This window comes from Brevundimonas sp. (genome assembly GCF_035627055.1).
GTDB lineage: Bacteria > Pseudomonadota > Alphaproteobacteria > Caulobacterales > Caulobacteraceae > Brevundimonas.
Map to the genome: position 1 here is coordinate 56,619 of NZ_DASPMM010000018.1, position 13,346 is coordinate 69,964.

Consider the following 13,346-nt stretch of genomic DNA (forward strand, 5'->3'; position numbering starts at 1 on the left):
CCGGGGATGGCCGGCCGATCCTCGGGACTGACCGGCTGGCTGGCCCGGCGGACGTCGACCCAGCTGGCGGCGGCCATGGGCGTGTTGTCGGCCCTGGCGCTGTCCGGTTCGCTGCTGGTCACCGGCGCGGCCGTGCGCATGGACCAGCGCGAGAAGGCGGCCCTGGCGGCGCTGGACGACTACAGCACCATGGTCACCAAGCTCGGCTCGGAGACCTCCCTCTCGGCCGAGCGGCTCACCGAGGCCGACGCAACCTGGCTGTCCGCCTGGCTCAGCGCCTTTCAGAGCGGACCGGCCCGGGACGCCCGTACGCTGGAGGAGACCTGCCGCACCGGCCGCGGGGGCGCCGGCGTCCGCTTCATCCGCGCGCCGGTTGGCAAGCCCGCCGGCCTGGCCGCGCTGGACGAGGTGCGCGGCGAACGGGCCGGGCGGCTTGGCGAGGACGTCTATGTCGTGCGGCTGAACCCGGGCACGCTGTGCCCGTCGCGGGCCGTCGAGGTGGTCGTGGTGCGGCGGACGTTCGGGGCGCTGGACATCGCCGTCGGCCGGGTCGTCGACCGCTCGGGCGAGGCCTGGGGCTGGGCGGTGGCGGCGGTGATGGGGGCCGGCCTGCTGCTTCTCGTCATCGGCCTGGCCGCCGCCGCCGTGGCGCGCCGCCGCCTGACCAGCGCCGTGGCCGAGGTCAGCCGGGCCCTCGACCGGGCCGCCGTCGGCGACTTCTCCCTGCGCGCGCCGGAGACGGCCCTGGCGCCGGAACTGACCGAACTGACCGGCCATGTGAACCGCACCCTCGACCGGCTCGACGAACTGCTGAGCTGGCTCAGGGACTCGGCCGACCAGCTGGCCCATGATTTCCGCACGCCGCTGGCGCGCGCCTCGGTCCGTCTCGAGCGGCTGCGGGCAAGCGCGACCACGCCCGAGGCGCGCAAGCTGGTCAATGAGGCGCGCTCGGACCTGGCCCAGATCACCCGCTCGATGAACGAGGCCATGGCCCTGCGCGACGGCGAGGCCTGGGTGTTCGAGAGCGTGCGGCTGGACCAGCTGGCGGCGCAGGCGGCCGACCTCTACCAGCCGCTGGCCGAGGAGCGTGAGGTCTCCATCCGGGTCGAGGCCGGGCCGGTCTCGGTGCTGGGGGTGCGTTCGCTGTTGCAGCGGGCGGTGACCAACCTGGTCGACAACGCCGTCAAATTCTCGCCCGAGGGCGGGATGGTGACCCTGAGCGCCGGCATGGCGGACGGGCGGCCGATGCTGTCGGTCGCGGATCAGGGGCCCGGCTTTGCGGAGGCGACGGGGCTGGCGGCATCCGCCGCCGGAGACGGGCGCGAAAGCCATGGCATGGGGCTGGCCTTCGTGAGGGCGATCCTGAAACGGCATGGCGCGGTCATGACGGTTGATGACGGCCATCCGGGGGCTGTCGTCACGGCGCGTTTCTCGCGCTAGGGTCCGGTCAAGAACAGGGGATTGGCGATGCGGCGTTCCACCAACCGGCCACACGGCCTGTCGATACTGGCGCTGGTCGCGGCGGTCCCCCTGCTGGCGGCGACGGCGGCGGCGGCGCAATCCACGCCCCAGGGCCCCATCCCCTATGACGCCCGGCGCGGGGTGTTCACCTTCGCCAGCGGCCTGGAGCAGGCCCTGCCGGCGGTGGTGCAGGTCACCACCCTGGGCCAGTCCGAAGGCCCCAGTTCGGGCGAGAATGAACCCCGCCCGATCTCCAGCGGCTCCGGCGCCATCATCGACGCCCGCGAGGGCATCGTCGTCACCAACAATCACGTGGTCGAGGGCGGGCGGAAATTCACCGTCGACCTGACCGACGGGCGCATCTTCGACGCGGTGCTGATCGGCACCGACAAGGCCACCGACCTGGCCGTGCTCCAGTTCGACGCCACCGGCCTGTCGGAGATCGAGGTGGTCGATTCCGACCAGCTGCGCACCGGCGACCTGGCCTTCGCCGTGGGCTATCCCCTCGGCCTCGACCAGACCCTGACCATGGGGGTGATCTCGGGCCTCGGCCGCTCGGGCATGGGCGACCGGATCGAGGACTACATCCAGACCGACGCGGCGGTGAACTCGGGCAATTCGGGCGGTCCGCTGCTCGACAGCCGCGGCCGGCTGATCGGCATCAACACCTCGATCCTGTCGGGCGGCGGCGGCGGCAACGACGGCATCGCCTTCGCCGTGCCCAGCCGAATCCTGATGTATGTGGTCGGCCAGCTGCGCACGGTCGGAGAGGTCAAACGCGGCTCCACCGGGGCCATCCTCGGCTCGCTGAACGCCGAGCGTTCGCGCGACTTCGGCCTCGGCATCGTGCGCGGCGCGGTGGTCGAGAACGTCGCCCCGGGTTCGTCGGCCGAGGCCGCGGGGCTGCAGCGCGGCGACGTGGTCACCCGCATCCAGAACCGCCCGGTCTCGAACGCCGGCACCGTGGCGGCGACCATCGGCATCGCCCAGCCCGGAACCCAGGTCGAGGTCGTCTACCTGCGCGGCGGCCGCGAAGGTCGGGCCACCTTGACGGTCGAGACCCCCGGGACCCGCTCGGTCGTGATCGGGTCCGAGGTGGTGATGGCGCGCGGCCTGAGCGCGCGCATGGCGACCGATGGACTTCAGGTGTTCGCGGTCGAGGGTGGCTCCGTCTCCGCTGGCGCGGACCTGCAGGCGGGCGACCTGATCCGCCTCGTCGATGACAGCGCCGTCGCCGATCTGAACGGTCTCGCCCGGGCGCTGGAGGGGGAGGGTCAGCGCATCCTGTCGGTCATGCGGGATGGCGAGCCGGTCGACGTCATCCTGCCCTGAACCTGCCCGCGCCGGACAGCAAAACGCCCGCTCGGCCGTAAGGGGGAGGGGTGGCGGAGCGGGCGTCTCGCTTGGAGGAAGCATCGACCCGCCGGAGCCCTTGATGGAGTGATCCAGGGGGGCTGGGGGGGCTGTTCAGGATCCGGGACCGCTCCGAACTCCGACGAGCCGATGTCTCCGGTGTCGCCCCCCAAGGGGGCGGTGGATGGGCGGAACGGCGGCTATTTCGTGTTCCCGACAATTTCTTCGCCGAGTGGCGTTCGCGACACGCCGGTCGCCGGGACCGCCGGCCTTCATGGGGTCTGGCGTTTCCGCGCGGGCGGCCTACCTTCGACCCATGAGCGACGCCGCCGATTTGCACCCGGAGTCGGGCCCGGTCTTCTTTGACCGGCGCGAACTGGAGCTGATCCTGAGGGTCTACGGGCGGATGGTCGCGGCCGGGGAATGGCGCGACTACGCCATGGTCGGCCACCGCGACGTGGCCGAGTTCGCCGTCTTCCGCCGCTCGGGCGACGCCCCCGCCTACCGGATCGAGAAGCGGCCGGCCCTGCGCCTTCGGCAAGGTCAGTGGGCGGTCATCGGCGACGGCGGCGTGGTGTTGCGCCGCGGCCGGGAGCTGGCCCAGGTCCTGCGCGTCTTCGACAGCCGCCGCTTCAGCGTCGTCGAATAGAACAAGGGCCCGGATCGCTCCGGGCCCTTCGACGCGTTCAGCCTCTCGACGGATCAGTCGCGACGCACTCCCATGAAGTAGAGCAGGAAGCGGAACAGGTTCACGAAGGCGATGTACAGGTTCAGGGCGCCGAAGCTGGTGGCCACCGACATGCTCTCGCCGTCGCCGCGGACGCTGTAGTAGATCATCTTCAGGTGTTGCGTCTCGGAGGCGATCAGGCCCGCCATCAGCAGGATGCCGACGGCGTTCATGATCATGAAGATCGGCCCGACGCTGAACAGGCCGAAGGCCGATCCGATCGAGAAGGCGATGCCGGCGAAGACGAAGCCCCACATGGCGAAGAAGACGAAGCTGCGCAGGCCCGACAGGTCGCGCTTGGTGGTGTAGCCCGCCAGGCTGAGGCCGCCGAACGCCGCCGCCGTGATCAGGAAGGTCGTGACCACGCTGGCGCCGGCATACATCAGCACCACGGTGCCGAGCGAGGCGCCCACCAGGGCGACGATCACCCAGTAGAGGATGCTCGCGGAGCGGGCGCTGGCGCTCTTCATCAGGAAGTTCGAACCCAGCAGGATGACCAGCGGCGCGAAGCTGACGATCATGCCCAGCAGGGTGAAGCCGGCGAGCCCGCCCGTCGGCGTCTTGACGAACATCAGGTCGGAAACGGGCGCATAGCTGGACGTCAGCCAGGCCAGCGCCGCCGACACGACCAGACCCAGCCCCATCTTCTGATAGACGCCAAGCATGAATTTCTTCAGGCCGGGATCCAGGGCTGCGTCAGCCCGGGCGCCCGCCGTCGTATAATTTCCCATATCGCTCATGGCGATGTGATCCTCCATTGGGCCGGGCGTGCGCCGACCTTTGCTTGAATATCAGGTCGGCCCCGCCCTTCCGCAAGGAAAACCGGACTTGGGCGGGCGGGTTTCAACCGCTACGAACGGTCGCATGATCCGGCTCTTCACCGCCCTGCCGATCCCAGACGACGTGGCCGACACGCTCGAGCGGCGCCAGTCCGGCCTGCCCGGGGCCAAATGGCGCACGCGGGACCAGTTGCACCTGACCCTGGCCTTCTACGGCGAGATCGAGGAGCGCCGCGCCGACGACCTCGCCGCTGAACTCAGCCGCGCGGCCACGGGCGGACCGTTCGAGTTCACCCTGAAGGGGGTCGGCGCCTTCGGCGACAATCATCGCAGCCACACCCTGTGGGCCGGCGTCGAGGCGAACGAGCGGCTCTCGGTGCTCGCCGGCCGCTGCCGGGCGGCCGCGGAACGGGCCGGGGTGGCGATGGAGCGCCGCGAGTACCGCCCGCACGTCACCCTCGCCTATCTGAAGCCGCAGACCAATCCCGACCGGATCGGGGCCTGGATCGCCGGTCACAATCTGATGCATTCGCCGCCGATCCGCGTGGACCGCTTCGGGCTGTGGTCCAGCGTCCTGACCCACGACGGCAGCCGCTACCAGGTCGAACAGGAGTACTGGCTTTGACCGGACCGGTGATCGAGACGACGCGCCTGACCCTGCGCCCACCGGCGATGGAGGACTTCCCGCGATGGGCCGAGATGATGGCCGATCCGGAAGCCGCCAAATTCATCGGCGGACCCATGCCGGCGGAAGCGGCGTGGCGCGGCTTCATGACCATGGCCGGGGCGTGGAGCCTGACCGGCGTGGCCATGTTCTCGCTGGTCGAGCGCGACACTGGCCGGTGGCTGGGCCGCATCGGGCCCTGGACGCCGCTGGGCTGGCCGGGCACCGAGGTCGGCTGGGGCCTTCATCCGGACGCCCAGGGCAAGGGCTATGGCGGCGAGGCGGCGACGGCCGCGATCGACTACGCCTTCGACGCGCTCGGTTGGACCGAGGTCATCCACTGCATCGACCCCGAGAACACGCCGTCGCAGCGGCTCGCCGAGCGGCTGGGCTCGCGCAATCTCGGCCCGACCCGCCTGCCCCCGCCGTTCGACGCCGTCCGCGTCGATCGCTGGGGCCAGAGCCGCGAGCAGTGGCGCGCCCGCCGGCGCTGAACCCGTGCGGCGGTTTCGCGCGTTCAACGCTCAAGCTTTGACCCGCCGCCGCCATCGGCTAGGCAGGAGGCAGTCATGATGAGGGAGTCTGGCATGCGGGTTCTGGTTCTGGGCGGCGATGGATTCTGCGGCTGGCCGACGGCCCTGCACCTGTCGGCGAGGGGCTGGGACGTTCTGGTCGTCGACAACCTGAGCCGGCGCAACATCGACAATGAACTGGAAGTCCAGTCGCTGACCCCGATCCGCACCATGGGCGAGCGCATCGCCGCGTGGAAAGAGGTCTCGGGCCGGACCATCGAGTTCGTCAACATGACCGTCGGCAAGGAGTTCGACCGCCTCGTGGCCCTGATCCGCGACTGGAAGCCCGACAGCGTCGTCCACTTCGCCGAGCAGCGGGCGGCGCCGTATTCGATGAAGAGCGCGCGGCACAAGCTCTACACCGTCGATAACAACCTGAACGCCACCAACCACCTGCTGGCGGCGATCGTGGAGAGCGGGCTGGACGTGCATCTGGCCCACCTGGGGACCATGGGGGTGTACGGCTACACCACCGCCGGCCTGCGCATCCCCGAGGGTTATCTGAAGGTCACCGTCGACACCGACTTCGGCCCGGCCGAGCAGGAGATCCTGTTCCCGCCGAACCCGGGCTCGATCTACCACATGACCAAGACCCAGGACGCTCTGCTGTTCCAGTTCTACGCCAAGAACGACGGCGTCCGGATCACCGACCTGCACCAGGGCATCGTCTGGGGGGCCCAGACGGAGGAGACCCGCCAGGACGAGCGGCTGATCAACCGCTTCGACTACGATGGCGATTACGGCACGGTGCTGAACCGCTTCCTGATGCAGGCGGCGGTTGGCTATCCGCTGACGGTGCACGGCACCGGCGGCCAGACGCGGGCCTTCATCCACATCCAGGACACGGTGCGCTGCGTCGAACTGGCCCTGAAGAACCCGCCCAAGGCCGGGGAGCGGGTCAAGATCCTCAACCAGATGACCGAGAGCCGCCGCGTGCGTGACCTCGCGGCCATGATCGCCGACATGACCGGCGCCGAGGTCCACAACGTGCCGAACCCGCGCCAGGAGGCCGACGAGAACGAGCTGGTGGTGGCCAACGACCAGTTCCGCGAACTGGGCCTGAAGCCGATCACCCTCGCCGAAGGGCTGATGCAGGACGTCACCGAAATCGCCCGCCGCTACGCCCACCGCGCCGACCTGACCAAGGTGCCCTGCGTCTCCACCTGGAACAGCAAGCGGGCCGAGGCGGTGAAGGTGGAGCCGGTCACCGTGGCCCCCGCGGCCGGCCCTCACGCCCGCTCGGCCTGATCGCGACAGGCATGGCCGCGGACGGGTCGCCCCTGACATTGCTGGTCTTCGGCGGCGGCTGGCTGGGCCGGGCCGCCGCCCGCGAGGCGGTGCGCCGCGGCGGCCGCGCCATCCTGACCAGCCGGGATGGGCAGCGGCGCGCGGCCCTGGCTGCGGACGGTTTCGAGGCCCTCGACCCGGCCGACGCCGCGGCCCTCGACGGCGCCGTCTCACGAGCCTCGGCGATCCTGATCACCGCCCCGCCGGAGAGCGACGGCTGCCCCGGTTTGAAGGGCCTGCTCCCCGCCCTCACCCGCACCGGCGCCTTCCCGGACTGGATCGGCTACATTTCCTCCACCGCGGTCTACGGCGACCGCGCGGGCGGCTGGGCCTTCGAGGACGACCCGCTCAACGCCGCTTCACTGGAGGGGGCCCGCCGGGTGCGGGCCGAGCGCGACTGGCTCGACGCGGGACAGGGCATGGGGCTGACGGTGCAGATCTTCCGCCTGCCGGCCCTGTACGGCCCCGGCCGCTCGCCGGTCGACCGGCTGCGCGACGGCTCGGCCCGCATCGTCCGCAAGCCCGGACAGGTGTTCAACCGGGTGCATGTCGACGACGCCGTCGCGGGCCTGTTCGCCTCCATGGCGCAACCCCGCCCCGGCGCGGCCTACACCCTGTGCGACGACGAGCCGGCCGCCGCCGACGTGGTCATGGAGTGGACTGCGGCCCGGCTGGACCTGCCGCGCCCGCCCGAGATCGATCTCGACGACCCGTCGGTGTCAGACGCCATGCGGCGCTTCTATCTCGACTCCAAGCGGCTCTCGAACGCCCGCGCCAAGGCCGAGCTCGGCTGGCGGCCCCGCTATCCAAGTTGGCGCGAGGGGCTTGAGGCGGTGATCGCCGACGCCGGGGCCCAGACCGGCTAATTGCCGGACATCGCCCCCGGGAATGTCCGGGAATTGTCCAGCCCGGCCGGACGGGAGCGGGCGGCCCGACATGCTAGATTGCGGCGGCGTGCTGACCAGGAGAACCGCATGGCGCCGACGGACACCGACGAACCCCGCCCCTTCCTGCCCGCGCGCGATTTCGCTGTCAGCCGCGCCTTCTACCAGCGGCTCGGCTTTGAAACGCTGCTGGACGGCGAGGTGGCCATCTTCCGGGCCGGCCGCGGGTCCTTCATTCTCCAGCGCTACTATCAGAAGGAATGGGCCGAAAACTGCATGATGCAGCTGATGGTCGATGATCTGGACGCGTGGTGGGCGCATCTGGAGGCGCTGGATCTCCCGTCGACCTTCGACGTGCAACCGCCCAAGCCGCCGGCCCTTCAGCCTTGGGGCCTTCGGGTGGCCTATCTCTACGATCCCGCCGGCGTGCTGTGGCACATCGCCCAGCGCAGGCCGGGCGCGATCCAGGACTGAAAATCCGTAGCGAAGGCGAAGACGGCGGCGGCTTCGTCAGAACGGCAGCAGGTTGCGCTGACGGCTGTAGGCCATGGTGCCGACGTTGGCGCCGAGCCGCAGGCCCACGCCGGTGCGGATCGGGGCCAGGACGATGCCGTCGGCGGCCTGGTAGTTCACGCCGACGCCGCCCACCAGATAGGCCGAGCCCTCCACGCCCGGGTAGCGGCGGTAGATCATGTCCGGGTGGTACAGGCCGTAGACCAGGGTGAAGACGCGGCTGGCGTTTCCGCCGACGTCCCAGCCGATCGAGATGCCCTGCCAGAACACTTCCTGCGAGGCCGACAGGTCCTTCATGTGCAGCGCGCCGCGGCCATAGCGCAGGCCGACGCCGGCGGCCCCGGCCGCCTCCTCGCCCGCGACGTAGGCGGTCGGACGGTCGCCCTGGTCGGCGAAGATGCGCTCGATGGCGGCCCCGATGGCCTCGGCGGCGATGCCCAGTTCGCGCGAGCCGGCGGCGATCAGCTCCTCGGAGGTGTAGGCCGGCGCCGTCTGGTCCGAGCGGATCGGGTAGTTGGGATCCGACGCGGGCGCGGTGGCGCAGGCCGACAGGCCCGAGACCCCGGCGGTGGCGGCGAGACCGGAAAGGATCAGCTGGCGGCGGTGCATGGCGATGGCTCCGAAGGCGGGACGGTTCGCCCGACTCGACCGGGCGCTTGACCACACCGTCACCGCTCTTTGAGTCAGCCTTGCGGCGGCAAGGTTAACGAGGGGTTGCCGTCAGCCTCTGAGCGTCCCGCCCGCCTTGCCCGCCGCCGCCACCACCTTGGCCGACAGGGCCTCGATCTCGGCTTCGGTCAGGGTCGCCTCGCGCGGCTGGATGACGACTTCCAGCGCCACCGACTTCATCCCCTCGGCCACGCCGGCGCCGCGGTAGACGTCGAACACCCTCACATCGGCGATCAGCGCCTTGTCGGCGCCGGCCACGGCGCGGACGAGGTCGCCAGTGGCCCGGCCCTCCTCCAGCAGGAAGGCGAAATCCCGGGTCAGCGGCATCAGCGGAGCCAGGGACGCGGCGCCGCGCGCCTTGGTCCCCTTGCCACGCGGCTCGGGCACGGCGTCGAGCACGATCTCGAAGGCCAGCATGGGTCCGTCGGCGTCCAGCGCCTTGAGCACGCGCGGGTGCAGGGCGCCGAATTCGGCCATGACGTTCTTGGGACCGAGCTGCAGCCGGGCCGAGCGGCCGGGATGCCACCAGTCGCGGTTCTGGCCCTGCGCCAGCTGCAGCGAGGCGACGGGCGCGCCCAGCTCCTCCAGCAGCGCCATCAGGTCGCCCTTGAGCGCGAACAGGGCGTCCTCGGCCGCGCCGCCCCAGTGGCGGGCGGAGCGGGGCGCCACCAGGCCGGCGATGACGGTGCGCTGGCCGGTCGGGCTGTCGTCCAGATAGATCGGGCCGATCTCGAACAGGGCCGCGTCGGGATGGCCGCGGTCGGCGTTGCGCGCGGCCGCCTCGATCAGGTTGGGCAGGGCCGAGGGCCGCATGCAGTCGAGGTCGGCGGCGATGGGGTTCTCGACCATCAACCGCTGGTCGCCGCCGCCGAACAGGGCTGCGGTCGACTGTTTGGTGAAGGACCAGGTGACCGCCTCGGCGTAGCCCATGGCCGCCAGCGCGCGACGGGCCGTGCGCACCCGCGCCTGCCGCGGGTTGAGCACCCCCTTCGACGGCGCGCCGAGGTCGGGCAGCGGGGTGGAGGGCAGTTCGCCGTAGCCCTCGATGCGGGCGACTTCCTCGACCAGATCGGCAGGGCCCTCGACGTCGAGGCGCCAGGAGGGCGGCGTCACGCTCCACGGGGTTCCGCGCGCAACCTCGAAGCCCAGCCGGGTGAGGATTTCGGCGATGCGGTCGTCGTCGAGCGACAGCCCGGTCAGGGCGCCGACGCGGGCCGGGTCGAACCCGAACGCGGCCGGAACCGCCGGAGCCTGTCCCGCCACCACGATCTCCGACGGCTCGCCGCCGCAAAGGTCGAGGATCAGCTGCGTCGCCAGCTCGAGGCCGGGGACCACGAAGGCGGGATCGACGCCGCGGGCGAAGCGGTACTGGGCGTCGGAATTGATCGTCAGGGTTCGGCCGGTCTGGGCCGTGACCAGCGGATCGAACCAGGCGCTCTCGACGAAGACGTCCGTGGTCCCGTCCGAACAGCCGGTCGACTCGCCGCCCATGACGCCGCCGAGGCCGATGGGCCGTTCGCCGGCGGCGTCGGCGATGACGCACATAGTCGGGTCGACGGGATAGGTCTTGCCGTCCAGGGCGATCAGATGCTCCCGAGTGCCCGCCGCGATATGCTCTGCGCCTTCGGACTGCTGGCCGCCGCGCACGACGATCTGCGACCCCACCAGCTTGGCCGCGTCATAGACGTGCAGCGGCCGGCAGCGGTCGTAAGCGATCAGGTTGGTGACATCGACCAGCCGGTTGATGGGCCTCAGGCCGATGGCGAGAAGACGGCGCTGCAGCCACTTGGGCGACGGGCCGTTGCTGACGCCGCGGATCAGGCGGCCCGCGAACACCGGGCACATCCCGGGCGCTTCGATCCGCACCGAGATCGGCGACGGGAAGGCTCCGGACACGGGGGTGACCGACGGCGTCTTCAGCTGCCCCAGGCTGGCGGCGGCGAGGTCGCGCGCGATGCCCGCTACGCCCAGCCAGTCGGGCCGGTTGGGGGTGACCTCGAAATCGATCACCGGCTCGGCCCCGAACACCCCCGCGGCAGGCGTCCCGACCGTCAGGTCGTCAGCCAGTTCGAGGATGCCGTCGCTCTCGTCGGCCAGTTCCAGTTCGGAGGCCGAGCATAGCATGCCGTTGGAGACCACGCCGCGCACGGGCTTCTCGACCAGCGTCACGCCGAGGCCCGGCACATAGGCGCCGATGGGGGCGTAGATGGTGGTCAGGCCCGCCCGCGCATTGGGCGCCCCGCAGACGATCTCCTTCGGGCCGTCGACGGTGTCCACCTGGCAGACCTGCAGGCGGTCGGCGTTGGGGTGGCGCTCGGCTGAGACGATCCTCGCCACGGTGAAGGGGGCCAGGGCCGCGACGGGGTCGTGGACCTCCTCGACCTCGAGACCGGCCATGGTCATGGCGTCGGCCACCGCGGCGACGTCGGCCTCTGTGTCGAGATGCTCCTTCAGCCAGGAGAGGGTGAATTTCACAGCGCCGCTCCCGGCCCCGTCGGCACGCCGGCCATCATGTCGAGCACCGGCTGCGGGCCGGTGAAGCCGACGTTGTAGAACTCGCAGTTCTCGAAGGCGCAGCTGCGCATCGGGATCGTGCCCAGCGCGCGCGTTCCCATCGGCTGGAGCAGCAGGTTGCGGATGTCGCCGCCGCTGTCGCCGAAATTGGTGTCGTCGAAGGTGACGCCGGCCGAGACCAGCATGATCGCCGGCCCCTGCAGGCGGCAGCGGCGGAACGTCCGTCCCTCGATCAGGCCGGGCTGCGACCCGCCGACGACGGCCGCGTAGAGTTCGAACAGATTGATGTCCAGGTCCTCGAAGACCATGGCCTTCAGGTCGGTGGCGACGCGGACGGGGCGGTTGATCGGGATGTAGGCCATCAGCTGGGACGTCCCACCCGGGCCAGGCTCTTGCCCATGTCTTCGAGGAACTGGGGCGAGCCCGTGTAGCCGATCTGCACGAAGCGGCAGCGCACGAAGCGGCAATCCTGCAGGCCGATCGCTCCGACCAGATGCGGCCCCCGCGGCGTGAACAGCATGGAGTCGGGATCCGACGCGGCGCCCATGTTGCAGCCGTCGAAGGTCGTGCCGTCCAGCACCGCCACGAGGGCCGGCCCCTGGATGACGCAGTCGGTGAAGGTCTTGCCCTTTATGACCGCCTCGCCGGCGTTCAGCACATGGGCGGCGAGTAGCGGCAACCACACGCCCTCCTTCTCAAACGTGTCGCGCGCGACGATCTCGCGGCCGAAGGCTTCGGACATAATATCGGTCATGACGATCTCGTTCAGCTCAGGCCGCTGGCCGGGTTTGGCGCGGCGAAGGCGGAGAAGCCGTAGTGCGACAGCCAGCGGGTGTCGGCTTCAAACATGGGGCGAAGGTCGGGGATGCCGTATTTCAGCATGGCGAGGCGGTCGACGCCCATGCCGAAGGCGAAGCCCTGGTACTCATCGGGGTCGATGCCGCAGTTGCGCAGCACGTTCGGGTGCACCATCCCGCAGCCGAGGATCTCCATCCAGCTGTCGCCCTGGTTGAGCTTCAGCTCGCCGCCCGAGCGGTCGCAGCGGATGTCCATCTCGGCCGACGGCTCGGTGAAGGGGAAGTGGTGCGGGCGGAACCGGGCGTCGACGTCGTCGACCTCGAAGAACCGCGCCACAAAGGTCTCCAGCGTCCACTTCAGGTGGCCCATGTGGATGGCCTTGTCGATCACCAGACCCTCGACCTGATGGAACATCGGCGTGTGGGTCGCGTCGCTGTCCTTCCGGAAGGTCCGGCCCGGGGCGATGATCCGGATCGGCGGCTTCTGGGTCATCATGGTGCGCACCTGCACCGGGCTGGTGTGGGTCCGCAGCACCTTGCGCTCGCCGGTCTCGGGATCAGGAGTCAGGAAGAAGGTGTCGTGCATTTCCCGCGCCGGATGTTTGGGCGGGAAGTTCAGGGCGGTGAAATTGTGGAAGTCGTCCTCGATGTCGGGGCCTTCCGCCACCGCGAAGCCCATGTCGGCGAACAGGGCGATCATCTCGTCCATCACCTGCATGGTCGGATGGACGCTGCCCTTGCGGCGCGGGCGCGGCGGCAGGGTCAGGTCGACATGCTCGGCCTGCAGCCGGGCGTCCAGTTCGGCGGCCTCCAGCTCGGCCTTGCGGGCCGCCAGCGCGGCCGAGACGCGGTCGCGCAGGCCGTTGATCATCGGCCCCTTCTCGCGGCGTTCCTCCGGGCTCATCGCCCCCATGCCCTTGAGCAGGCCCGAGATCGAGCCGGACTTGCCCAGAGCCGCGACGCGCAGTTCCTCGACCGCCGCGGCGGTTTCCGCGCCGCCGATGGCGTTGATCAGGTCGAGTTCGAGCTGGTTCAGGTCGGTCATGGTCGCTGTCGTCTAGCCGCTAAGGCGCAAGGCAAAAAGCCCCCCGGCGCGGGCCGGAGGGCTTTTGCGTCTTCCGTCGCC

At 70.5% G+C, this 13,346-nt stretch carries 14 protein-coding genes; 8 read left to right on the top strand and 6 right to left on the bottom strand.

Features of this window, described 5'->3' with window-relative positions:
* Nucleotides 1-6 precede the first annotated feature (6 nt).
* The 3 genes from VEA98_RS08500 to VEA98_RS08510 all read left to right on the top strand — a co-directional run bounded on the left by VEA98_RS08500 (nucleotide 7) and on the right by VEA98_RS08510 (nucleotide 3,463).
* A complete protein-coding gene (locus tag VEA98_RS08500; protein WP_324812969.1) occupies nucleotides 7-1,440 on the top strand; it encodes a sensor histidine kinase in 1,434 nt (477 codons plus the stop codon).
* Between the two features lie 27 nt (nucleotides 1,441-1,467).
* Complete coding sequence (locus VEA98_RS08505) at nucleotides 1,468-2,793, top strand: trypsin-like peptidase domain-containing protein (RefSeq protein ID WP_324812972.1); 1,326 nt, start codon at nucleotides 1,468-1,470, stop codon at nucleotides 2,791-2,793.
* 337 nt (nucleotides 2,794-3,130) lie between these two features.
* Nucleotides 3,131-3,463: a DUF2794 domain-containing protein gene (locus VEA98_RS08510; RefSeq protein ID WP_324812975.1), complete on the top strand. Its 333-nt coding sequence runs from the start codon at nucleotides 3,131-3,133 to the stop codon at nucleotides 3,461-3,463.
* A 53-nt stretch (nucleotides 3,464-3,516) separates the two neighbouring features.
* Here VEA98_RS08510 and VEA98_RS08515 read toward each other — a convergent pair whose 3' ends face one another.
* Entirely contained in the window at nucleotides 3,517-4,281 is a 765-nt protein-coding gene (locus VEA98_RS08515) for a Bax inhibitor-1/YccA family protein (protein ID WP_324812977.1), read from the bottom strand.
* A gap of 124 nt (nucleotides 4,282-4,405) precedes the next feature.
* Between VEA98_RS08515 and thpR the strand changes: the two genes are divergently transcribed.
* From thpR to VEA98_RS08540, 5 genes are all read left to right on the top strand, one after another.
* A complete protein-coding gene (thpR, locus tag VEA98_RS08520; RefSeq protein WP_324812981.1) occupies nucleotides 4,406-4,945 on the top strand; it encodes an RNA 2',3'-cyclic phosphodiesterase in 540 nt (179 codons plus the stop codon).
* On the top strand, nucleotides 4,942-5,478 hold the full coding sequence (locus tag VEA98_RS08525) for a GNAT family N-acetyltransferase (RefSeq protein WP_324812984.1): 537 nt from the start codon (nucleotides 4,942-4,944) through the stop codon (nucleotides 5,476-5,478). The genes thpR and VEA98_RS08525 overlap by 4 nt, the downstream gene beginning before the upstream one ends.
* A 93-nt stretch (nucleotides 5,479-5,571) precedes the next feature.
* Nucleotides 5,572-6,804, top strand: a complete 1,233-nt coding sequence (locus VEA98_RS08530; RefSeq protein ID WP_324812987.1) for an NAD-dependent epimerase/dehydratase family protein — start codon at nucleotides 5,572-5,574, stop codon at nucleotides 6,802-6,804.
* 11 nt (nucleotides 6,805-6,815) lie between these two features.
* Entirely contained in the window at nucleotides 6,816-7,709 is an 894-nt protein-coding gene (locus VEA98_RS08535) for an SDR family NAD(P)-dependent oxidoreductase (protein ID WP_324812990.1), read from the top strand.
* Nucleotides 7,710-7,817: 108 nt separating this feature from the next.
* Nucleotides 7,818-8,201, top strand: coding sequence for a VOC family protein (locus VEA98_RS08540; RefSeq protein WP_324812994.1), 384 nt, complete (start codon nucleotides 7,818-7,820; stop codon nucleotides 8,199-8,201).
* 36 nt (nucleotides 8,202-8,237) lie between these two features.
* Here the strand turns inward: VEA98_RS08540 and VEA98_RS08545 are convergent, their stop codons facing one another.
* The 5 genes from VEA98_RS08545 to pheS form a co-directional block, all read right to left on the bottom strand.
* Nucleotides 8,238-8,849, bottom strand: coding sequence for an EipA family protein (locus VEA98_RS08545; protein ID WP_324812997.1), 612 nt, complete (start codon nucleotides 8,847-8,849; stop codon nucleotides 8,238-8,240).
* 111 nt (nucleotides 8,850-8,960) lie between these two features.
* Nucleotides 8,961-11,384 carry a phenylalanine--tRNA ligase subunit beta gene (pheT, locus tag VEA98_RS08550; protein ID WP_324813000.1) on the bottom strand — a complete coding sequence of 808 codons (2,424 nt, stop codon included), beginning with the start codon at nucleotides 11,382-11,384 and terminating at the stop codon, nucleotides 8,961-8,963.
* Nucleotides 11,381-11,785 carry a hypothetical protein gene (locus tag VEA98_RS08555; protein ID WP_324813002.1) on the bottom strand — a complete coding sequence of 135 codons (405 nt, stop codon included), beginning with the start codon at nucleotides 11,783-11,785 and terminating at the stop codon, nucleotides 11,381-11,383. The genes pheT and VEA98_RS08555 overlap by 4 nt, the downstream gene beginning before the upstream one ends.
* Nucleotides 11,785-12,177 carry a hypothetical protein gene (locus tag VEA98_RS08560; protein ID WP_324813004.1) on the bottom strand — a complete coding sequence of 131 codons (393 nt, stop codon included), beginning with the start codon at nucleotides 12,175-12,177 and terminating at the stop codon, nucleotides 11,785-11,787. Before VEA98_RS08560 ends, VEA98_RS08555 begins: the two co-directional genes overlap by 1 nt.
* 11 nt (nucleotides 12,178-12,188) lie before the next feature.
* Entirely contained in the window at nucleotides 12,189-13,265 is a 1,077-nt protein-coding gene (gene pheS / locus VEA98_RS08565; protein WP_324813007.1) for a phenylalanine--tRNA ligase subunit alpha, read from the bottom strand.
* Nucleotides 13,266-13,346: the final 81 nt, after the last annotated feature.

What these genes read in the sequence shown, in the direction of transcription:
- VEA98_RS08515 (WP_324812977.1), bottom strand. Translation starts at nt 4,281, where the DNA reads ATGAGCGATATGGGAAATTATACGACGGCGGGCGCCCGGGCTGACGCA.
- VEA98_RS08505 (WP_324812972.1), top strand. Translation starts at nt 1,468, where the DNA reads ATGCGGCGTTCCACCAACCGGCCACACGGCCTGTCGATACTGGCGCTG.
- VEA98_RS08560 (WP_324813004.1), bottom strand. Translation starts at nt 12,177, where the DNA reads ATGACCGATATTATGTCCGAAGCCTTCGGCCGCGAGATCGTCGCGCGC.
- VEA98_RS08530 (WP_324812987.1), top strand. Translation starts at nt 5,572, where the DNA reads ATGCGGGTTCTGGTTCTGGGCGGCGATGGATTCTGCGGCTGGCCGACG.
- thpR (WP_324812981.1), top strand. Translation starts at nt 4,406, where the DNA reads ATGATCCGGCTCTTCACCGCCCTGCCGATCCCAGACGACGTGGCCGAC.
- VEA98_RS08545 (WP_324812997.1), bottom strand. Translation starts at nt 8,849, where the DNA reads ATGCACCGCCGCCAGCTGATCCTTTCCGGTCTCGCCGCCACCGCCGGG.
- pheS (WP_324813007.1), bottom strand. Translation starts at nt 13,265, where the DNA reads ATGACCGACCTGAACCAGCTCGAACTCGACCTGATCAACGCCATCGGC.
- VEA98_RS08540 (WP_324812994.1), top strand. Translation starts at nt 7,818, where the DNA reads ATGGCGCCGACGGACACCGACGAACCCCGCCCCTTCCTGCCCGCGCGC.
- VEA98_RS08500 (WP_324812969.1), top strand. Translation starts at nt 7, where the DNA reads ATGGCCGGCCGATCCTCGGGACTGACCGGCTGGCTGGCCCGGCGGACG.
- VEA98_RS08510 (WP_324812975.1), top strand. Translation starts at nt 3,131, where the DNA reads ATGAGCGACGCCGCCGATTTGCACCCGGAGTCGGGCCCGGTCTTCTTT.
- VEA98_RS08555 (WP_324813002.1), bottom strand. Translation starts at nt 11,785, where the DNA reads ATGGCCTACATCCCGATCAACCGCCCCGTCCGCGTCGCCACCGACCTG.
- VEA98_RS08535 (WP_324812990.1), top strand. Translation starts at nt 6,816, where the DNA reads ATGGCCGCGGACGGGTCGCCCCTGACATTGCTGGTCTTCGGCGGCGGC.